The organism is Citrobacter sp. VF227 (assembly GCF_052950715.1).
In genome coordinates this window covers 1,291,671-1,313,066 of record NZ_JBRFVF010000001.1, presented here as the reverse complement: position 1 = coordinate 1,313,066, position 21,396 = coordinate 1,291,671, and the positions used below count along the sequence as shown (strand labels likewise).

The window sequence follows — 21,396 nt, the reverse complement described above, 5'->3', positions numbered from 1 at the left end:
GGATTCCTTCTTTTCCTGTTTTTCACTGCATCATTATAGAGATGACGAATTTTCGTCGTTTTGATGAATAACATGCTAAGTGACAAAAAATATAATTCGCTATTATTTATAACATATTGATTTTTAATAAATAAAAACATGGCATGCCTGTTGCTATATATCCATCAAATGAATGTGGATTCTTGTGATGAAAATAAGCAGAGGATGTTATGACTGATTCGATTATTCAAAACTACAACCAGTTACGTGAGCAGGTGATAAAGAACGATCGCCGTTTCCAGCAAAAAGAGGGGCACTTGTGTTTTGAAGGCGTGGATCTGGATGCGTTAGCACGCAAGTATCCTACCCCGTTCTATGTGTTCTCTGAGTCAGAGATCATTCGTAATATCAACGAAATTCAGCAGGCGTTCGCTGCCCACAAAAACACTAAAACTTTTTTTGCTTCTAAAACCTGTTCAGTAATGGGCGTTCTTCAGGCCATTCGTGACGCAGGAATTTGTGCAGAGGCAAATTCGCAGTATGAAGTGCGTAAATGCCTGGAAATTGGCTTTCGTGGCGATCAGATCGTTTTTAACGGCGTAGTGAAAAAACCTGCAGATCTGGAATATGCCATTGCCAACGATCTGTACCTGATCAACGTCGACAGCCTATATGAACTGGATCATATCGACGCGATCTCCCGTAAATTGAAGAAAGTTGCCAATGTCTGCGTGCGCGTGGAACCCAACGTTCCTTCTGCGACACATGCAGAGCTGGTGACGGCTTTTCACGCTAAATCGGGGCTGGATCTGGAGCAAGCGGAAGAAACCTGTCGGCGGATTTTGGAAATGCCTTATGTCCATCTGCGCGGATTGCACATGCATGTGGGCGACCAGGTGCCGGAGTCGGAACCGTTTGCCAAAGCGACAAAAGTGCTGGTGGATGAATCCCGACGCCTGGAAGAGGTTCTGGGCATTAAATTTGATCTTATCAACGTAGGCGGCGGTATCCCTGTGCCCTACAAATATGATGAAGAGAATGGTGATCCGCTGAAAGACAACATGTATGCCGGGATAACGGCGCAGGACTTTGCTGATGCGGTTATTCGTGAAGTTCATAAATGGCGTACGGATGTGGAGATCTGCATTGAGCCTGGGCGTAAAGTGACCGGCTCGGCTGCGGTCCTGTTAACCGAAGTTGCCTGTGAAAAACGTAAAACGAACTACGACCTGAACGGCAATGTGGAATGTCATGTTGAATGGAAATTTGTTGATGCCGGATACAGCGTGCTGTCAGACAGCCAGCATTTTGACTGGTTCTTCTACGTCTACAACGTCTCCAGAATGACCGATGCTCACGATGCGTGGATCAAACTCGCCGGACCGCTGTGTGATGGCGGTGACTATTTCCATATGGGCGTGAAGGGGGAAGAGTTCCTGATGCCGCAGAACACGCAAATCGGCGATATCGTCGCGTTTCTGGATGCGGGCGCTTATACCATCGAAAGCCAAACCGTGTATAACAACCGCCCACGCTCAGCTGTTGTGATGATAGACAAAGAGGGTAAAGACCGCTTAATCCGTCGGGAAGACAGTTACGAAGATATGGTCAAGTACGACATTTATTAAATCTCATTTTGGGACTCCGGCAGCGGCTGGAGTCCGTGAGTCAGGTGATTCGAAGAGGGCAGTGATGCCCCTGAGTGCATAACAGGAGATGGCCATGAGTAACAATAGTTCTGGCTTACTTGGCATCAAAGATATTGTCTTTATGAATGTCATTGCCATTCTGAGTTTGCGGCAAATACCCAATGTCGCGCCCTACGGCGCTTCAGCAATGTTGCTGTGGGTGATCGCCGCATTCTGTCTGTTCTTTCCTCTGGCGATGGTGTGCGGTGAACTGTCGACCGGATGGCCGAAAGATGGCGGGATATTCGTCTGGATCAAAGAGGCGTTTGGGAAACGTATCGCGTGGATAGTGGTGGTGTGCTTCCTCTTTTCCTGCGTGTTGTTTTTTCCCTTGATGCTTCAGTTCGGTTTTACGGCGTTGGGGTACATGATAGGCGGGGGACTCGCGGAGAATAAGGCCTTTATTGGTATTGGTTCGGCGGTGATTTTTTGGTTGCTGACGTTAATGAATATTCGCGGCATGGAGTGGACCAAAATTATCAATAGCGTCAGCGCCTGGTGCGGCGTGTTCATCCCATCCGCCATTTTGATTATCCTGGCTATTGTGTGGTTGGCGACCGGGCATAAGATGCAAACCGATTATGCGACGGCGGCGAACTGGGTTCCTGATCTGAGCCATTGGGATACTATCGTCTTTCTGTCGAGCATGATGTTTGCTTTCGCCGGGCTGGAAGTCGCGCCAATGATTGCCGGACGTACGCGCAATCCGCAACGTGATTTCCCGCGCGCGATGGCGGTTTCTGCAGCCGTTATTGTTGGGATTTACATGGTTGGTACCTGGGCGCTGAACACACTGTTACCCGCGGGAAAAACCGATATTGTGGCGGGTGTGATGCAGGCAATGCATGCCGCGGCGGATACGTTACATATGCCCTGGCTGATCCCGGTAATGGCAATCTGCATGTTCTTTGGCGCATTAGGCCAGATCAACTCCTGGCTGGTAGGTCCTATCTACATGCTTCAGGAAGCCTCGCGTGAGGATAATTTGTTAGGGGATAAAATTGCCCGGTTGCATCCAGTCTGGAAAACGCCAGCCTTTGCGCTGATTGTTCAGGCAATAATCGTTACGGTATTGTGTTTCTCAACCTTTATCTCCCCGAGCGTCGCCGCGGCATACTGGATGCTGACTGCATTGACGACCATCACCTATTTCATTCCTTATCTGGTGATGTTCCCTGCATTCTGGCGTTTGCGTCAGACGCAACCGGATACGCCCAGAAGCTTCAAAATCCCTGGAAAAGTCTTACCTGCTGTCCTGCCTGCACTTGGATTTATCTCTATTGCTTTTGCTGTCGCATTACTGTTTATCCCGCCTTCACAAATTGATATGGGAGGATATTTCCAGTACGCCGGCAAGATCGTGGGTGGCGCGTTGCTGGCCGTCATCGTTGCTGAATGTATCTATCACCGGGCCCAGAAACGTAACGCTCGTCTGAGCGTGGCAGGAGGAAAATAAAATGTATATGCCAATCCTGGAAATCAATTTACGCAAGCTGGAAGAAAATGCCCGAACGGAAAAAGCGCTGTTAGCCAGCAGTGGGATTGAGGTCATGGCCGTCAATAAAGTTTTTGATGGCTGTATTGAAACCGCACAGGCGGTATTTGATGGCGGCATTAAGGTGATTGCAGAATCGCGGACCTATAACCTGAAAAAAATCCGTGAAATCGGCTGTACAACCTGTCTGCTCCGCAGTCCTTGCCTGAGTGAGATTGAAGATGTTATCCGTTATGCCGATATCAGTCTGAACAGCGAACCCATCATCCTGCGGGCGCTATCTCAGGAAGCCCAACGCCAGGGGAAAACGCATCAGGTATTGCTGATGGTGGATATGGGGGATTTACGCGAAGGTATCTGGTTCACCGAGTATTCACACATTCTCAGCACCATCCGGCTCATTCAGGAATTGCCTTGCCTGGAACTGTATGGCCTGGGAACTAACTTCAACTGCTATGGCACGGTCTTGCCGACGGTAAAAAATGGTGAAGATTTTCTGGCACTGGCCGCACGAGTCGAGCAGGACAGCGGTGTGGCAGTTCGCCGACTCTCTGCCGGTAATTGCACCAGCTACCATTTACTGGATAAAGGTATTTGGCCTAAGGGGTTAAACCACCTGCGTATTGGGGGGCTACATGAGTTCGGCATTGAATATGTCGAGATGAAGTATCTGAATGAATTTCATCACTCTACAAAACCGGTGGAAAAAGCCTGTTCCGATATGTATGTCCTTGAGGCAGAGATTATTGAGCTGAACAGCAAGCCAACAATACCCGTTGGAGAACTTGGCGTAGACGCCTTCCTGCAAACAAAAACCTTTGTCGATCATGGCACGCGTTTGCGGGCGTTGTTGGCATTTGGTCGACAGGATGTCCCTTCCGATAACTGTGTGCCTTGCGATGACAATATCACCATTCTGGGACAAACCAGCGATCATACGCTGGTGGATATTGAAGCATGCGAGCAGCCGCTGAAAGTCGGGGATATCATCCGCTTTGAACTCGACTACACAGGGCTTCTGATGGCCTGTCAGACGAAGGGCGTTGCCACGCGGTTTATTCGTTAAGCCACTGCCGCCACAGTAGTGCATATGTGGCGGCGTCTCTGACCCTTTCTGAGACAGGGAGTGACCATGAGTACCCTGCAAGCGCTACCCCCCGTCGAACCTGAAAATGGATTACGACGAAACCTCAAAAAGCGTCATTTGCTGATGATGTCGCTCGGCGGGACAATCGGTACAGGTTTGTTTATCGGCATAGCCGAACCGCTGAATAGCGTTGGACCAGCTGGAACATTGTTGGCTTATCTGTTCGCTGGTGCGATTATGCTGGCAACTATGATGTGCCTTGGCGAACTGTCCTGCGCATTTCCCCACTCAGGCTCATTTCAGCATTATGCGTTGATGTTCATGCCCAATCCTATCTGGAGCTATACCATTGGCTGGTTATATTGGCTGAGTTGGGTGTTTTCCCTGGCGGCGGATCTGACTGCTGCGGGCTTCATTGCCCATCAATTTTTCCCCGTTATCCCTATCCACTTCTTCTGTCTTATCATTCTTGTCGTGTTAACGCTGATCAATCTCTGTTCGGCGAAAAGTTTCGGCGAATGTGAATACTGGTTATCTGCGATTAAAGTTTTCGCGATAGTGCTTTTTATCGCGGCGGGTGGGGTAATGATCTTCTCGCTGTCAGGAGACACGAACTGGCATCCAACGTTAAAAAGTGGAGGATTGTGGTTTCCCCACGGATGGGAGCAAATTCTGGTCTGCATGACAATCGTCATCTATTCGTTCCAGGGCGTTGAGCTGGTTGGAAACGCGGCAGGCGAAACGGAGTCGCCGCATAGTGTCTTACCCAAGGTGATTCTTGGAATCGGTCTGCGTATTATTCTGTTTTACGGTCTGGCGATTGCTGTTCTGGCGTTGGTTTATCCGCAGGGAAAGATACCCGATGGAACCAGCCCCTTCGTGTGGGTATTCTCACATGTCGGTATGCCTGGCGCAGATGTCCTGATGACGCTAGTCATATTCTCTGCTGCTGTGTCAGCGGCGAATTCCGCAATCTATGCCAGTTCACGCATGTTATGGTCAATGTCGGGCGACCGTTTCGCCCCCCGTTTTTTCGCCAGGACTAACGCCAGCGGTGTGCCTGTTTACGCTATTCTGATAACAGTAATGCTGGCTCTGGTATCGATGCTGACTCGCTATATTCCTGCACAGAAATTCTATATTTTGTTGATTGCCAGTACCGGGCAGGTGGGTTGTCTGGCGTGGATTACTATTGGCTGGTGTCAGTATCAGTTTCGCAAGGCTGTGAATGACGGGAAGTATTCCCCTGATTTACTGCGCTATCGTTCACCGTTTTTTCCCTGGATGGCCAGGTTTGTTATTGTTACAAATGTTGCCATTATGGTGGGAACCTGGTTCAGTGAAAAAGGGGGCGTGATCATGCTGGTAGAACTGGCTTTTATGGTTTGTATTCTGGTTTCATGGTATGCGCTAAAACCTGCTTTGCGGACTGAAGAGGAGAGTGATTCCAGGTTGTCTGCGGTAAAGAAATACGGCACAGTTAGCCCATCAAGTGATGGAAAAGTAAAATGAAACGACTCATTGTAGGGATTAGTGGCGCAAGCGGGGCAATTTACGGCGTGCGCTTGCTGCAGGTTTTGCGTGACGTTACCGATGTGGAAACCCATTTGGTGATGAGCGCCGCTGCCCGGCAGACGCTGGCGCTGGAAACGGACCTCTCCGTGCGCGACGTGCAGGCGCTGGCGAATGTGACTCATGATTCGCGAGATATTGCCGCCAGCATCTCCTCCGGCTCTTTTCAGACCGCTGGAATGGTTATCCTGCCGTGTTCAATTAAAACGCTTTCCGGCATCGTCCACAGCTACACCGATGGGTTGCTTACCCGTGCGGCAGATGTGGTGTTGAAAGAACGTCGTCCGCTGGTACTGTGCGTGCGTGAAACGCCTCTACATTTGGGGCATCTGCGGCTGATGACCCAGGCGGCAGAAATTGGCGCGGTGATTATGCCGCCTGTCCCGGCATTCTATCATCGCCCGCAAACGCTCGATGATGTGATTAATCAAACGGTTAACCGCGTACTTGACCAGTTTGATATCTCCCTTGCGCAGGATCTGTTCACCCGCTGGCAAGGGGCGTAATCCGTTCTATTCGCGTGCAAAGAAACATCCATTGCCCTGTTTCAGGGCAATTTTGTAACCGCGATCATATCCTCAACATTTAATTCGCTAAAACCCAACGAAACGCTGCGGTTCAACCGTCAGACCTGCTATCTTCAAAATCAGGACATTGTTGCAACGTTTTATTAACATATTTAACGTCGAATATCCTCATCGACGCCAAAATGGCATAAGACCTGCATGAAAAAGTCTGCAAACACACAACACAACGTAAAACATAATAAAATTACGCCACCTGAGGGTTATGTATGAAGAAGACGGTTCTTGCTTTGTCTTTGCTGGTAGGACTCTGTGCCACCGCGGCCAGCCACGCAGCACTTCCGCAGACGGTTCGTATTGGTACAGATACAACGTACGCACCTTTTTCCTCTAAGGATGCTAAAGGCGACTTTGTCGGCTTTGATATCGATCTGGGAAATGAGATGTGTAAGCGCATGCAGATCAAATGTACCTGGGTTGCCAGCGACTTTGATGCGCTAATTCCGTCGCTGAAAGCGAAAAAAATTGATGCCATTATCTCCTCGCTTTCTATCACCGAGAAACGTCAGCAAGAGATTGCGTTCTCCGACAAGCTTTACGCAGCAGACTCACGTCTGATCGCCGCGAAAGGTTCTCCGATTAAACCGACTTTGGATTCCCTTAAGGGTAAACACGTTGGTGTGCTACAAGGCTCTACTCAGGAAGCCTATGCCAATGACAACTGGCGTAGCAAAGGCGTGGATGTGGTGGCCTATGCGAACCAGGACCTCATCTATTCTGACCTGACGGCGGGGCGTCTTGACGCAGCGCTGCAGGATGAAGTCGCGGCCAGCGAAGGCTTCCTGAAGCAGCCTGCCGGTAAGGGCTACGACTTTGCAGGTCCTTCGGTGAAAGATAAAAAATACTTTGGCGACGGAACTGGGATTGGTTTGCGCAAAGATGACACCGAGCTGAAAGCTGCTTTTGATAAAGCGCTGGGTGAACTGCGCAAAGACGGCACTTACGACAAAATGGCGAGTAAGTATTTTAACTTTAATGTCTACGGCGATTAATACGTCGCAGCGGGGAATTGACTGCACCATTGCGGGTAACTATTGCGGTGCATAATACATTGAGTGCACTGTTTTGGTGCTGTTGTCGCTGACATAATAAGCATGAGTGCATACTTAAGCGCTTTTCATGCAAATAAATACCGCCGACAGGGCAGAATGCTTTGCCTTGTCGGCCTGATTAATGGCACGATAACTGCACCTGGTCCTGTAAAGATCCCCTATAAAAGACAGTCTGTTGAGGATAGTTATGAAAAAACTGGTGTTGTCTCTTTCTCTGGTTCTGGCTTTCTCCAGTGCTACCGCAGCATTTGCCGCCATTCCGCAAAAAATTCGTATCGGTACGGATCCGACTTATGCGCCGTTCGAATCGAAAAATGCGCAGGGTGAATTAGTCGGTTTTGATATCGATCTGGCAAAAGAGCTGTGCAAACGTATCAATACACAATGTACCTTCGTGGAAAACCCGCTAGACGCGCTGATCCCTTCGCTAAAAGCGAAGAAAATCGATGCGATCATGTCCTCGCTTTCCATTACTGAAAAACGTCAGCAGGAAATCGCCTTTACCGACAAGCTTTATGCAGCCGACTCGCGTCTGGTTGTCGCTAAAGATTCTGCTATTCAGCCGACCATTGAATCGTTGAAAGGTAAACGTGTTGGCGTGCTGCAGGGCACAACTCAGGAAACGTTCGGCAACGAACACTGGGCGCCAAAAGGCATTGAAATTGTCTCCTATCAGGGACAAGACAATATCTATTCTGACCTGACAGCAGGGCGTATTGACGCCGCATTCCAGGATGAAGTCGCGGCCAGCGAAGGCTTCCTGAAACAGCCGGTCGGTAAAGATTACAAATTCGGCGGCCCGTCTGTGAAAGACGAGAAGTTATTCGGCGTGGGTACCGGTATGGGGCTGCGCAAAGACGATAACGAGCTGCGCGAAGCACTGAACAAAGCCTTTGCTGAAATGCGCGCTGACGGGACTTACGAGAAACTGGCAAAAAAATACTTCGATTTTGATGTTTACGGCGGTTAATCACCGCAGGTGCTGATAAAGCCCGTAGATTTTTGACGCGTTGAATTTACGCCTGATGGCGCTGCGCTTATCCGGCCTACGGTAATTTTGTAGGCCGGATAAGGCAAAGCCGCCATCCGGCATTTAACGGTTAGTCTGAAATCAAAAGAGGCTTATTACTCCACCACACACGACAGGACAGGCAGCATGTTGTATGGCTTTTCAGGTGTTATTTTACAGGGCGCAATTGTTACGCTTGAGCTGGCACTCAGCTCGGTGGTACTGGCGGTTCTGATAGGTCTTGTCGGCGCGGGAGCTAAGCTGTCGCAAAGCCGGGCAATGGGGCTTATTTTCGAAGGGTACACAACGCTTATCCGCGGAGTGCCCGATCTTGTCTTAATGCTGCTCATCTTCTACGGGTTACAAATTGCGCTGAATACCATTACCGATGCAATCGGTATCGGCCAGATTGATATCGATCCAATGGTCGCGGGTATTATTACGCTCGGGTTTATCTACGGCGCCTATTTTACCGAAACATTTCGTGGCGCATTTATGGCCGTGCCAAAAGGCCATATCGAAGCCGCGACGGCATTCGGTTTTACCAGCTCACAAATCTTTCGCCGCATTATGTTCCCGGCGATGATGCGTTATGCCTTACCGGGGATTGGCAACAACTGGCAGGTCATTCTTAAGGCCACGGCTCTGGTGTCGTTGCTCGGACTTGAGGACGTAGTGAAAGCCACTCAGCTTGCCGGGAAAAGTACTTGGGAGCCGTTCTATTTTGCCGTGGTGTGCGGGGTCATCTATCTGGTGTTTACCACGGTATCTAATGGTGTGCTGCTGTACCTTGAGCGCCGCTATTCCGTGGGTGTGAAGAGGGCTGACCTGTGATTGAGATTATTCAGGAATACTGGAAGTCCCTGCTGTGGACTGATGGATATCGTTACACTGGCGTTGCTATCACTCTCTGGCTTCTGATTTCGTCGGTGGTGATGGGCGGGATTCTGGCGCTGTTTTTGGCGATTGGTCGCGTTTCCAGTAATAAATTTATCCAGTTTCCCATCTGGCTGTTCACCTATATTTTTCGTGGCACGCCGCTGTACGTTCAACTGCTGGTGTTTTATTCCGGGATGTATACGCTGGAGATCGTCAAAGGAACGGACTTCCTTAACGCGTTTTTCCGCAGTGGGCTGAATTGTACCGTGCTGGCATTGACGCTGAATACCTGTGCCTACACCACAGAGATTTTCGCCGGGGCTATTCGTTCTGTACCCCATGGTGAGATTGAAGCCGCGCGGGCTTACGGTTTCTCGTCGTTTAAACTGTATCGCTGTATTATTTTACCTTCCGCACTGCGTATTGCGCTGCCGGCATACAGCAATGAAGTGATTCTAATGCTGCACTCCACGGCGCTGGCATTTACCGCCACGGTGCCTGATTTGTTGAAGATTGCCCGTGATATCAACTCGGCAACGTATCAGCCGTTTACCGCCTTCGGTATTGCTGCTGTACTGTATTTGATTATTTCGTATGTCCTGATCAGTCTGTTCCGTAAAGCGGAAAAACGCTGGTTGCAGCATGTATCCTCTAAATGATTCGAGTAACACGATGTCTGAAAATAAATTAAACGTTATCGATTTACATAAGCACTACGGCGAACATGAAGTGCTGAAAGGGGTATCGCTGCAGGCCAATGCGGGTGATGTTATCAGTATTATTGGTTCGTCAGGTTCCGGTAAAAGTACCTTCCTGCGCTGCATTAACTTTCTTGAGAAGCCAAGTGCCGGGACGATTGTGGTCAGTGGTCAGAACATTGGGTTGGTGCGTGACAAAGATGGCCAGCTCAAGGTTGCGGACAAAAATCAGCTGCGCCTGCTGCGTACGCGACTGACGATGGTTTTTCAGCACTTCAATCTGTGGAGCCACATGACGGTGCTGGAAAACGTGATGGAAGCGCCGATCCAGGTGTTGGGGCTGAGCAAACAAGAAGCCCGCGAACGAGCAGTGAAGTATCTGGCTAAAGTGGGCATTGATGAGCGCGCGCAGGGCAAATATCCGGTGCACCTGTCTGGCGGACAGCAGCAGCGCGTCTCCATTGCACGGGCGTTGGCGATGGAACCGGAAGTGTTGCTATTTGATGAACCTACGTCGGCGCTTGACCCAGAGCTTGTAGGTGAAGTGCTGCGCATTATGCAACAGCTGGCCGAAGAGGGTAAAACCATGGTGGTCGTGACCCACGAAATGGGATTCGCTCGGCATGTCTCCACGCACGTGATTTTCCTGCATCAGGGGAAAATTGAGGAGGAGGGCGACCCAGAGCAGGTATTCGGTAATCCGCAAAGCCCGCGTTTGCAGCAGTTTCTCAAGGGCTCGCTGAAATAAGTGAGCTGCCCGGAGGCGTTACGCTTTCCGGGCACTACAGCTTAAACGCATCGCGCTCCAGGCGATAAACCCAGTCGTCGTAGGCGATGCCATCAATCTCATACGCCTTTTCCAGTACCTGCGTACGCACAAAGCCTGTTTTTTCCAGTATACGAACAGAACCCTTATTTTCCGCGAGTGCGTAAGCGTTTATCGCCGTGACGGCCGTGTGCTCGAAAGCGTACTGGCACACCGCCGTCACGGCTTCGCTGGCAATCCCTTTTCCCTGAGCTTCGGGCAAGATGGCGTAGCCGAGGTCGGCCTCGTGTGGGTATAAATGACTGATCTGCAAGCCAATATCGCCAAGAGGCGTTGAGTTGTTATGTTCGCGGATGACGAAAGTATGCTGTGCAGCCAGACGTCTGGCGAATAACAGACGTGTGTCTTTCGCCGGGGCAATGTCGCCCATATAACGCATGACTTCTGGGCATTCACGTAATCTCTGGAAAAATGACCAGTCAGAAAATTTAAATAAGGAGAGGGTAAGTCGGGGAGTCGATATTATCGCCATAACGTCGCCATTGCGGAATTCTGGTCTATAACCTTACCACCACAACGGCGACCATGAATAGGGCTTCGGGATTATCGGATCACATCCGCCAGCGCTTCTTCTAAATCGTACCAGCGAAATGCAAAACCGGAGGCTTCCAGGCGTTTGGGTAATGCTCGCTGCCCGCCGAGGACCAGCACTGAAGACTCGCCCATCAGCAGCCGCATTACGCTGGCGGGAACGCGTAGAATGGCAGGGCGATTCAGGGCATGTCCCAGCGCGTGGGCAAACTGCTCATTGTGGACCGGGTAGGGTGAAACCATATTGAAGGGGCCGCGCAGGTCGTTATCCAGCAGCCAGATAATGCCATTGACCATATCATCAATATGGATCCAGGCCATATACTGGCGTCCATTACCTATAGGGCCGCCTAAGCCAAGACGAAATGGCGGGACCATTTTCCCCAGAATGCCGCCAGCAGAGGCCAACACCACGCCGGTACGCAGCATACACACGCGGGTTTTGTCGCTTTGTGCTGTGCTGGCAATTTGTTCCCAGCGGGCGCATAGCTTATGGGTAAATTCGTTGTGCGGCGGCTCTTCTTCCGTGACCACAACCTCGCCCAAATCGCCGTAGTAACCGGTGGCGGAACCGGAGATGAGCACCTCGGGCGGCGTCTCGCTGGCATTAATTAAATCGACCAGTTTCTGCGTAATCCCCCAGCGACTCTGGCACAGACGCTCCTTTTGTTGCGCACTCCAGCGCTTGTCGGCAATCGGCTCTCCGGCAAGGTTAATGACGGCATCAATATCATTGAGATTTTGCCGCTCTTCTAACCCTTTGGACAGCCTAACTCGGGAGTCGAAAATCTGACGCGCCTTATCAGGAGAACGGGTTACTACGGTTATCTGATGCCCCAACTCCAGCAGGCGGGGGATCAGATGACGCCCAATCAGGCCAGTACCGCCGGTAATCAGAATCTGCATGTCGCCTCCCGGGTTATGTTTTAGCGCTGCCAGCTCAGCCTCATGGAAACTGAGTCGGCGTAACGCAATGCATGAAGTTTATCGATCTCCACTTCAGCATAAGTGACCCAGTGATGTTCGCGTGCGATATCGAGCACATCTTGAGTTAATTTTTCTAACAATGAGAAGCGGTTACCCTCCACGTGGGCAATGATGCTCTTGGTGATAGTGCGATAATTCAGCGCGTCGTTGATATCTTCGCTGGTACGGGCGTTGTCTGCCGGATAGTGAATGGCAACGTTGATGACAATATCCTGGCGATTCAGGATCTCCTCTTCTTTGATGCCGATAAAGGTGCGCAGACGAAGGTTTTTTATACGAATAATAGCGTCAGGTTGTGACATTGCAGGTTTCCTCCATGTATGAACCTTTGCATGATACACGAGAACCGAATTGCGTCATCGCTTCTCGATTTGTGCGTGCTGCATGGCGCGCTCAGTCGCAGGACGCGTACGAATGCGTTCATGCCAGTTATTGACCGCCGGGTAGTTGTCGAGGTCGATGCGCTGACGCTGATGGGCGTGGATCCACGGCCAGCAGGCAATGTCGGCAATACTGTAGTGATCGCCTCCTAGCCATGGGGACGTTTCCAGTCGTTTATTCATCACGTTGTACAGGCGCTGAGTTTCAATCTGAAATCTTTCAATGGCGTAGGGAATGGTTTGTGGGGCGTAATGGCTAAAATGATGATTTTGACCCAACATAGGTCCCAGGCCGCTGACCTGCCAGAACAGCCACTGCAGCGTAGTGTGACGTTCACGTAATTCACCACTCAGCAGCTTACCGCTCTTCTCCGCCAGATAGAGTAAAATTTCTCCGGACTCAAACAAGCTGATGGGCTTTCCGCCGTCCATCGGGGCACTGTCGATAATGGCCGGGATTTTATTGTTCGGCGAGATCTGCAAGAAATCAGGGCGAAACTGATTGCCTTTGCTGATATCGACATGAATCAAACGGTATTGCAGTTGTGCCTCTTCAAGAAACAGCGTGATTTTGTGACCGTTTGGCGATGGGGTGTAATAGAGATCGATCATTTTCAGCGTCCCTTTTGTCATGAACCGGGTCATAACAAGTATAGAGCTTGTTGGCGTACGTGAGTTTTCATCAAGTGACAGCGAGAGAAAGACTCTATATTTTGAAAGCAAGCCAATACACTTCAGAGGACATTATGAGCAAATCTGCAATTACGCTGTGGTCAGATGCCAATTTTTTCTCCCCTTACGTGCTGTCTGTTTATGTCGCTCTGCAAGAGAAAGGACTGCCTTTTACGCTGAAAACGGTTGATCTCAACAACGGCGAACACTTGCAACCTTCATGGCAAGGGTATGCGTTGACGCGCCGCGTACCGGTTCTTGAAATCGACGGTTTCGAGCTGAGTGAATCATCAGCGATTACTGAATTTCTGGAAGATAGCTTTGCGCCGCCGCAGTGGGAGCGTATTTACCCGCATGATGTACAAAAACGCGCGCGGGCTCGCCAGGTTCAGGCGTGGATCCGCAGCGATCTGATGCCTATCCGTGAAGAACGCTCTACGGATGTGGTTTTTGCTGGCGTGAAGAAAGCGCCGTTGAGTGACGCGGGAAAAGCCTGCGCGGAGAAATTGTTCGCTACGGCGAGCAGTTTGCTAAGCCATGGCAAACAGAATTTATTTGGTGAATGGTGTATCGCCGACTGCGATTTAGCGCTAATGCTTAATCGTCTGGTCCTTAACGGTGATGAGGTTCCAGAAGCGCTTGCAGAATACGCCGCCTTCCAGTGGCAGCGCGCTTCAATCCAGCGTTTTATCGCGCTTTCAGCGAAGCGTTCCTGCTGAAAAACGGGTCGTAATCCAGTATCATTACAAGGTACTTTTCAGCGAGGGGTGAGTGATGAAACTGATGTTCGCATCGGACATTCATGGTTCGTTGCCAGCCACGGAACGCGTACTCGAACGGTTTGCCGCGAGCGGTGCGCAATGGCTGGTGATATTGGGTGATGTTTTAAACCACGGGCCGCGCAATGCACTACCGCAAGGCTATGCGCCCGCGCAGGTTGCCGAGCGGTTGAACGAGCTGGCAGCGCAGATTATCGCGGTACGTGGCAATTGCGACAGCGAAGTGGATCAGATGCTCCTGCATTTTCCTATGACCGCGCCGTGGCAGCAAATTCTGACAGAAAACCAGCGATTATTTTTGACACACGGACATCTTTTTGGTCCGCAAAATATGCCTGCGCTAAACGTGGGAGATGTGCTGGTTTATGGACATACTCATCTGCCCGTCGCTGAGCGACAAGGAGACATTTATCACTTCAATCCTGGCTCGGTAAGCATCCCGAAAGGGGGCTTTGCGGCAAGTTACGGGATTCTGGATGATAATGTTCTCAGCGTAATGGCACTCAATGATCAAAGTATTATTGCACAGGTCGAGATTAATCCGTAATTTACCCCACAAACATAAACGCGCCGTAAGAGCGCAAGAAAAAAGAAGGTTTCCTGATGGTGGAACAGCGTCGTTTGGCAAGTACGGAATGGGTGGATATTGTGAATGAAGACAACGAAGTCATCGCACAATCCAGCCGGGAACAAATGCGGGCGCAGCGCTTACGTCATCGTGCGACATATATCGTCGTGCATGATGGTATGGGCAAAATTCTGGTTCAGCGTCGTACTGAGACAAAAGATTTTTTGCCCGGTATGCTGGATGCTACCGCTGGCGGCGTTGTGCAGGCTGACGAACAGTTACTGGACTCAGCGCGCCGTGAAGCGGAAGAGGAACTGGGGATTGCGGGCGTACCGTTTGCCGAGCATGGGCAGTTTTATTTTGAAGACCAGAACTGTCGCGTATGGGGTGGGCTGTTTAGCTGTGTTTCCCATGGACCGTTTGCGCTTCAGGAAGAAGAGGTCAGTGAAGTTTGCTGGCTGACGCCGGAAGAAATCACCGCGCGCTGCGACGAATTTACGCCGGACTCACTGAAAGCCCTGGCGCTGTGGATGACCCGTAACGCCAAGAATGAAGGGGCGAAAGCCGAAAATCAGGAAGAAGCTGAATAGAATCGGCTCATCCGGCCTACAGCGTCTAGAAATCGTGTAGGCCGGGCAATCTTTTTTAATGGTAACCCATTATCTGCGCGCCTATCACCACCACGCTGGACATAATAAACAGCAGTCCTAACAGCGTGGCGCCTACTTTCAGCCAGTTACGAAAATCCACCCGACAAACGCCTAACGTTGCCATCAGTGATGCCGACGTAGGATAGATAATATGACTGAATCCGTCACCAAACTGGAATGCCAGAACGGTGACCTGACGGTTTACGCCAACCAGATCACCCAATGGTGCCAGCAGCGGCATGGTCAACGCAGCCTGCCCGGAGCCGGAAGTGACGAAGAAATTAAACACTGCCTGGAACAGCAGCATAAACCACGCCGCAATGGCGTTATCCAGACCGCTAATACCGTTGGCGATGCTGTGCAGCAGGGTATTCAGCACGCTGGCATCGCCCGCTTCACCATTGCCTACCAACAGTAATATCCCTTTGGCAAAACCGACCAGCAGGGCAGGAGCAATCATCATGCGCGCACCCTCAGTAAATGAGGATGCCATTATGTTGACCGTCATGCCGTTCAGCCGAAAGACGACGCCAATAATGCCAATCACCAGACCCATGGTGAAGAACTGGCTGGCAATCTCAGGAATAAACCATGCGTGGACGATAACACCCCAAATGACCCACACGATCACGCCCGTCAGCACCATCAGCACCAGCCAGTCGCCGAGCGTGAAGCGGCGCTCAATGACCTCATCCTGCTGTTCGCGGAAGAAACGGTCTGATTCATGAACGCGCGACAGCAGCGGATTCTTTTTGATGCGCGCCGCGTAGGCCAGCGTGAAGGTCAAACCAATCATCGTGGCAACGACCCATACCACGATACGCAAACCTGAGCCGGAAAGCACCGGGACGCCCGCAATGCCCTGCGCGACCACCACGCAGAACGGGTTCATCCACGAACTGGCAAAACCGATTTGGGTGGCAATATAGGTTACCAGCACGGTGGTGATACTGTCGTAACCCAAGCGTACCATCAGCGGCGCGATAATTATCGCAAAGGCGACGGCCTCTTCTCCCATACCAAACACTGCGCCACCTAAAGAGAAGAGAATAAACAGCACCGGGATAAACAAGACCTCGTTCCCTCGGGTATGGCGGATGAGCGCCAGGATGCCGTTATCGATAGTTCCGGTGCGCATCACGATGCCAAACGCGCCACCGATAACCAGCATAAACATGATGATGCCAACAGCGGTGCCGAATTTAGAACCGGAGGTTAACCCTTCAAACGGGAAGTTCATCAGGCCAGGACTTTCATCACCGGTGGTAAAGAATTTAACCGGGTGATACTGCTCTTCACCGGCTTCATTGGTCAGAATGCGGAATGAATGGGGATCAACGACCTTGCGAGTCTTGGTTTGCCCATCAACCTGATACTGCACTTCCTGGCTGTCGAACATCCCGACGGGAACTACCCATGTCGCCAGACTGGTCAAAATGGCGACGAAAAAAATAATCACCAGCGTGTCGGGCATCGCCCACTTTTTAGCTGGCCGTGTTTCTGTTACTGCTGACATGAAAGACTATCCCTGTTGCAATGCAAAAGAGGGTAAGTATGCAAACAGAAGAATAGTTATTCATTGATGCAGCGCATCCTGGTAAATCATTCAGACCAGGCCAACGGGAAATCAGATATAAAAAAACCGGAAATATCAGCTATTTCCGGTTTGATAAGCAGGATGTGTACCGGATAAGGCATCCGGCACGCATGGCAGATTACTGCTGCTGGGAAGACTGGATCGCGGTCAGAGCGATGGTGTAGACGATATCGTCTACCAGCGCGCCACGAGACAGGTCGTTCACCGGTTTACGCATACCCTGCAGCATCGGCCCGATGGAGATCAGGTCGGCAGAACGCTGTACCGCTTTGTAGGTGGTGTTACCGGTGTTCAGATCCGGGAAGATGAACACGGTAGCGCGACCAGCAACCGGAGAGTTCGGCGCTTTGGATTTTGCTACGTCAGCCATAACTGCGGCATCGTACTGCAGCGGACCGTCGATCATCAGGTCAGGACGTTTTTCCTGCGCCAGACGAGTCGCTTCACGAACTTTCTCTACGTCGCTACCTGCACCAGAGGTACCGGTGGAGTAGGAGAGCATCGCAACGCGCGGTTCGATACCGAAGGCAATCGCGGATTCAGCGGACTGAATAGCGATTTCTGCCAGCTGTTCTGCGGTTGGATCCGGGTTGATCGCGCAGTCGCCGTAGACGTAAACCTGATCCGGCAGCAACATGAAGAATACGGAAGATACCAGTGAGCTACCCGGTGCAGTTTTGATCAGCTGCAGCGGCGGACGAATGGTATTCGCGGTGGTGTGAACGGCACCAGAAACCAGGCCGTCAACGTCGTCTTGTTCCAGCATCAGGGTACCGAGAACTACGTTGTCTTCCAGCTGTTCGCGGGCAACGGTTTCGGTCATGCCTTTGTTTTTACGCAATTCGACCAGGCGAGCAACGTAGCTTTCGCGAACTACATCCGGATCAACGATTTCTACGCCAGCGCCCAGTTCAATGCCCTGAGAGGCCGCAACGCGGGTGATCTCATCCGGGTTACCCAACAGTACGCAGGTTGCGATACCACGTTCAGCACAGATAGCCGCCGCTTTAACGGTACGCGGTTCGTCGCCTTCTGGCAGAACGACGCGTTTGCCCGCTTTACGCGCCAGCTCGGTCAACTGATAACGGAACGCTGGTGGTGACAGACGACGGCTGCGCTCAGACGTTGCGGTCAGAGATTCAATCCAGTCAGCGTTGATGTAGTTAGCAACGTATTCCTGAACTTTTTCGATGCGCTCGTGATCGTCAACCGGAACTTCCAGGTTGAAGCTCTGCAGGCTCAGAGAGGTCTGCCAGGTGTTGGTGTTTACCATGAATACCGGCAGGCCGGTTTCGAATGCACGTTCGCACAGTTTAGTAATACGCGCGTCCATTTCGTAGCCGCCGGTCAGCAGCAGAGCACCAATTTCTACGCCGTTCATCGCTGCCAGGCATGCAGCAACCAGCACGTCCGGACGGTCAGCGGAAGTCACCAGCAGAGAACCTGCGCGGAAGTGCTCGAGCATGTGCGGAATGCTGCGTGCGCAGAAGGTCACAGACTTCACGCGACGGGTGTTGATATCGCCTTCGTTCACAATGGTGGCGTTCAGGTGACGCGCCATATCGATTGCACGAGTGGCAATCAGATCAAAGCTCCATGGCACCGCGCCCAGAACTGGCAGCGGGCTGGATTCCTGCAGTTTAGCCGGATCAACTTTGATCACTTTCGCTTTGGAAGAGTCGTCGAAAATCTCAGACAGATCCGGGCGAGTACGGCCCTGTTCATCAACCGGTGCGTTCAGTTTGTTCACGATTACGCCGGTGATGTTGGTGTTTTTCGCGCCGCCGAAGCTGCTGCGAGTCAGTTCAATACGCTCGTTCAGCTGTTCCGGAGTATCGGTACCCTGAGACATAACGAAGACGATTTCTGCATTCAGCGTTTTCGCGATTTCGTAGTTCAGAGACTGCGCGAACTGATGTTTACGGGTTGGGACCAGGCCTTCAACCAGGACAACTTCAGCGTCTTTAGTATTCGCGTGGTAGTTCGCGATGATCTCTTCCATCAGCACATCTTTCTGATTGCTGGAGAGCAGAGATTCAACGTGGCTCATCTTCAGCGGCTCAGCGGCTGGCAGAGAAGAATTAGCACGGACGATGCTGGTAGTCTGGTCTGGCGCATCGCCACCGGCACGCGGTTGAGCGATCGGCTTGAAGACGCTCAGACGAACGCCTTTGCGTTCCATTGCGCGGATCACGCCAAGACTGACGCTGGTCAGACCGACGCTGGTTCCGGTTGGGATCAGCATAATAATACGGGACACGGTTTATCCTCTTTCGTTACCGCCCGTTTCAGGCGGGTTACAAAACAGCACCGCCAGCTAGGCTGGCGGTGTGAAATCAGGCGGTCAGACGGCTCGCGTCTTGCGCGATAACCAGTTCTTCGTTGGTTGGGATAACCACCGCAGGACGGGTACCTTCTTTGTTGATGAACCCAGATTTGCCGAAACGTGCGGCCAGGTTACGTTCATGGTCAACTTCAAAGCCCAGAACGCCCAGTTTGCCCAGAGACAGTTCACGAACCATCGCGGCGTTTTCACCGATACCACCAGTGAAGACAACAGCATCCAGACGACCATCCATCAGCGCAGTGTAAGAACCGATGTATTTCGCCAGACGGTGGCAGTAAACGTCCATTGCACGTTTAGCGTCTTCTTTAGTCGCGTAGTTATCTTCAACATAACGGCAGTCGCTGGTGACTTCGGTCAGACCCAGCAGGCCGGACTCTTTGGTCAGCATTTTGTTGATCTGGTCAACGCTCATGCCCAGTGTGTCGTGCAGGTGGAAGATGATCGCCGGGTCAATGTCACCGGAACGCGTACCCATCACCAGACCTTCCAGCGGGGTCAGACCCATGGAGGTATCAACACATTTACCGTTACGGATAGCAGATACAGAACCGCCGTTGCCCAGGTGGCAAGTGATGATGTTCAGCTCATCAACTGGTTTGTTCAGCACTTTTGCCGCTTCCTGAGTGACGAAGAAGTGGCTGGTACCGTGCGCACCGTAACGACGAACGCCGTGTTCTTTGTACAGGCTGTACGGCAGGGCGTAGAGGTAAGATTCTTCCGGCATAGTCTGGTGGAACGCGGTGTCGAATACGGCCACGTTTTTGTCTTTCAGATTCGGGAAGGATTTCAGCGCTTCAGCAATACCGATCAGGTGTGCAGGGTTATGCAGCGGTGCAAAAGAGGCTGCATCTTTGATACCCTGAATAACGGAATCGTCGATAACCACAGAGCCGGTGTATTTTTCGCCGCCGTGAACAACACGGTGACCAATTGCAGTCAGCTGAGCGGACAGTTCTGGTTTTTGTGCCAGAATAGTATTAACGATAAAATTCAGCGCTTCACTGTGAGCGGCGCCTGCACCTAAAGCCGCTTCTTGTTTACCGCCATCCATTTTCCATTTGATACGTGCTTCTGGGAGATGGAAACATTCGGCTAAACCAGAAAGGTATTCTTCACCGTTTACTGCATCGATGATGGCAAATTTCAGTGAGGAGCTACCGCAGTTCAGAACCAGTACTAACTTACTCGACATGGAAGTACCTATTTATGATACGTGGCTAAAAAAACGTCAGGGAGTCATAGAGCGTAGCGCATGATGACACCGACGTTTATGATTAACATCATGCGCCATAGTCTTTTTGGGCACGATGGAATAAATACCTTTGAGTCTATGTCATTTTGCGTATTTTTCAGCCAATGGCATACTATGTGTCAATTTGACGACTCAATGATTTTGGACTAATGGCCTACAAGCCGGCACAGGATACCTGAATGTGGGTATCAAAGACAAAATGTTTTGAACGATGTCCATTGCAGTTGTTGTTTTGCACAAATTTTTTAATTTTTATATGTGAAGTTGAGGTAACCGCCATGTCGACACCGGATAATCGTTCCGTCAATTTTTTTAGCTTGTTTCGCCGGGGGCAGCACTACGCAAAGACGTGGCCAATGGAAAAGCGCCTCGCGCCCGTGTTTGTAGAGAACCGCGTGATCCGTATGACGCGTTACGCAATCCGTTTTATGCCGCCTATCGCCGTCTTCACCTTATGCTGGCAAATTGCGCTAGGGGGGCAGTTGGGACCGGCCGTTGCGACCGCGCTGTTTGCGCTTAGCCTGCCGATGCAGGGCATGTGGTGGCTGGGTAAACGTTCCGTGACGCCGCTGCCGCCTTCAATACTCAACTGGTTCTACGAAGTTCGGGGTAAATTGCAGGAAGCCGGGCAGGCGCTCTCTCCGGTCGAAGGAAAGCCTGATTATCAGGCGCTGGCTGACACGCTTAAGCGCGCCTTCAAACAACTGGATAAAACTTTCCTCGATGATTTGTAATTGACCCCTGATTACGCATATAAAAGAAGG

Annotated in this window: 21 protein-coding genes; 14 read left to right on the top strand and 7 right to left on the bottom strand. The window is 51.2% G+C overall.

Going from position 1 to position 21,396, the window contains the following annotated elements; translation table 11 throughout:
• The first annotated feature begins 209 nt into the window (after window positions 1-209).
• The 10 genes from ACU8YC_RS06410 (at window position 210) to hisP (ending at window position 10,791) form a co-directional block, all read left to right on the top strand.
• Window positions 210-1,607, top strand: coding sequence for a diaminopimelate decarboxylase family protein (locus ACU8YC_RS06410; protein WP_151219938.1), 1,398 nt, complete (start codon window positions 210-212; stop codon window positions 1,605-1,607).
• Window positions 1,608-1,701: 94 nt separating this feature from the next.
• Entirely contained in the window at window positions 1,702-3,123 is a 1,422-nt protein-coding gene (locus ACU8YC_RS06405) for an APC family permease (protein ID WP_151219937.1), read from the top strand.
• A gap of 1 nt (window position 3,124) precedes the next feature.
• Window positions 3,125-4,228, top strand: a complete 1,104-nt coding sequence (locus tag ACU8YC_RS06400; RefSeq protein WP_151224770.1) for an alanine/ornithine racemase family PLP-dependent enzyme — start codon at window positions 3,125-3,127, stop codon at window positions 4,226-4,228.
• Between the two features lie 66 nt (window positions 4,229-4,294).
• Window positions 4,295-5,761: an amino acid permease gene (locus tag ACU8YC_RS06395; protein ID WP_210904528.1), complete on the top strand. Its 1,467-nt coding sequence runs from the start codon at window positions 4,295-4,297 to the stop codon at window positions 5,759-5,761.
• Entirely contained in the window at window positions 5,758-6,327 is a 570-nt protein-coding gene (locus tag ACU8YC_RS06390) for a UbiX family flavin prenyltransferase (RefSeq protein ID WP_151219936.1), read from the top strand. The genes ACU8YC_RS06395 and ACU8YC_RS06390 overlap by 4 nt, the downstream gene beginning before the upstream one ends.
• Window positions 6,328-6,614: 287 nt before the next feature.
• Complete coding sequence (gene argT, locus ACU8YC_RS06385) at window positions 6,615-7,397, top strand: lysine/arginine/ornithine ABC transporter substrate-binding protein ArgT (RefSeq protein ID WP_187253466.1); 783 nt, start codon at window positions 6,615-6,617, stop codon at window positions 7,395-7,397.
• A gap of 247 nt (window positions 7,398-7,644) precedes the next feature.
• The gene (gene hisJ, locus ACU8YC_RS06380; RefSeq protein ID WP_003028120.1) at window positions 7,645-8,427 is read left to right on the top strand and encodes a histidine ABC transporter substrate-binding protein HisJ; all 783 of its coding nucleotides are present in this window, start codon (window positions 7,645-7,647) and stop codon (window positions 8,425-8,427) included.
• 186 nt (window positions 8,428-8,613) lie between these two features.
• The gene (locus ACU8YC_RS06375; RefSeq protein WP_016150709.1) at window positions 8,614-9,300 is read left to right on the top strand and encodes a histidine ABC transporter permease HisQ; all 687 of its coding nucleotides are present in this window, start codon (window positions 8,614-8,616) and stop codon (window positions 9,298-9,300) included.
• Window positions 9,297-10,004, top strand: coding sequence for a histidine ABC transporter permease HisM (gene hisM, locus ACU8YC_RS06370; protein ID WP_003028116.1), 708 nt, complete (start codon window positions 9,297-9,299; stop codon window positions 10,002-10,004). Before ACU8YC_RS06375 ends, hisM begins: the two co-directional genes overlap by 4 nt.
• 13 nt (window positions 10,005-10,017) lie before the next feature.
• A complete protein-coding gene (gene hisP / locus ACU8YC_RS06365; protein ID WP_061068225.1) occupies window positions 10,018-10,791 on the top strand; it encodes a histidine ABC transporter ATP-binding protein HisP in 774 nt (257 codons plus the stop codon).
• Window positions 10,792-10,825: 34 nt separating this feature from the next.
• Here the strand turns inward: hisP and ACU8YC_RS06360 are convergent, their stop codons facing one another.
• From ACU8YC_RS06360 to yfcG, 4 genes are all read right to left on the bottom strand, one after another.
• The gene (locus tag ACU8YC_RS06360) at window positions 10,826-11,341 is read right to left on the bottom strand and encodes a GNAT family N-acetyltransferase (protein WP_151219935.1); all 516 of its coding nucleotides are present in this window, start codon (window positions 11,339-11,341) and stop codon (window positions 10,826-10,828) included.
• 71 nt (window positions 11,342-11,412) lie between these two features.
• Window positions 11,413-12,306, bottom strand: a complete 894-nt coding sequence (locus ACU8YC_RS06355; protein WP_151219934.1) for a TIGR01777 family oxidoreductase — start codon at window positions 12,304-12,306, stop codon at window positions 11,413-11,415.
• Window positions 12,307-12,326: 20 nt separating this feature from the next.
• The gene (folX, locus tag ACU8YC_RS06350; protein ID WP_446895125.1) at window positions 12,327-12,689 is read right to left on the bottom strand and encodes a dihydroneopterin triphosphate 2'-epimerase; all 363 of its coding nucleotides are present in this window, start codon (window positions 12,687-12,689) and stop codon (window positions 12,327-12,329) included.
• Between the two features lie 54 nt (window positions 12,690-12,743).
• On the bottom strand, window positions 12,744-13,379 hold the full coding sequence (gene yfcG / locus ACU8YC_RS06345; RefSeq protein WP_151224805.1) for a GSH-dependent disulfide bond oxidoreductase: 636 nt from the start codon (window positions 13,377-13,379) through the stop codon (window positions 12,744-12,746).
• A gap of 134 nt (window positions 13,380-13,513) precedes the next feature.
• Here yfcG and yfcF point away from each other — a divergent pair, with 134 nt between their 5' ends.
• The 3 genes from yfcF to yfcD are packed head-to-tail and all read left to right on the top strand — an operon-like array spanning window position 13,514 to window position 15,376.
• The gene (gene yfcF / locus ACU8YC_RS06340) at window positions 13,514-14,158 is read left to right on the top strand and encodes a glutathione transferase (protein WP_151224767.1); all 645 of its coding nucleotides are present in this window, start codon (window positions 13,514-13,516) and stop codon (window positions 14,156-14,158) included.
• A gap of 55 nt (window positions 14,159-14,213) precedes the next feature.
• Entirely contained in the window at window positions 14,214-14,765 is a 552-nt protein-coding gene (yfcE, locus tag ACU8YC_RS06335) for a phosphodiesterase (RefSeq protein ID WP_446895124.1), read from the top strand.
• Between the two features lie 56 nt (window positions 14,766-14,821).
• Entirely contained in the window at window positions 14,822-15,376 is a 555-nt protein-coding gene (gene yfcD, locus ACU8YC_RS06330; protein ID WP_151219930.1) for an NUDIX hydrolase YfcD, read from the top strand.
• Window positions 15,377-15,431: 55 nt separating this feature from the next.
• Here the strand turns inward: yfcD and yfcC are convergent, their stop codons facing one another.
• From yfcC to ackA, 3 genes are all read right to left on the bottom strand, one after another.
• Window positions 15,432-16,952: a putative basic amino acid antiporter YfcC gene (yfcC, locus tag ACU8YC_RS06325; RefSeq protein ID WP_048211065.1), complete on the bottom strand. Its 1,521-nt coding sequence runs from the start codon at window positions 16,950-16,952 to the stop codon at window positions 15,432-15,434.
• Window positions 16,953-17,151: 199 nt separating this feature from the next.
• Complete coding sequence (pta, locus tag ACU8YC_RS06320; protein WP_187253463.1) at window positions 17,152-19,293, bottom strand: phosphate acetyltransferase; 2,142 nt, start codon at window positions 19,291-19,293, stop codon at window positions 17,152-17,154.
• A 76-nt stretch (window positions 19,294-19,369) separates the two neighbouring features.
• Window positions 19,370-20,572 carry an acetate kinase gene (gene ackA / locus ACU8YC_RS06315; protein WP_003028092.1) on the bottom strand — a complete coding sequence of 401 codons (1,203 nt, stop codon included), beginning with the start codon at window positions 20,570-20,572 and terminating at the stop codon, window positions 19,370-19,372.
• Window positions 20,573-20,910: 338 nt separating this feature from the next.
• Between ackA and yfbV the strand changes: the two genes are divergently transcribed.
• Window positions 20,911-21,366, top strand: a complete 456-nt coding sequence (gene yfbV / locus ACU8YC_RS06310; RefSeq protein ID WP_003028087.1) for a terminus macrodomain insulation protein YfbV — start codon at window positions 20,911-20,913, stop codon at window positions 21,364-21,366.
• Window positions 21,367-21,396: the final 30 nt, after the last annotated feature.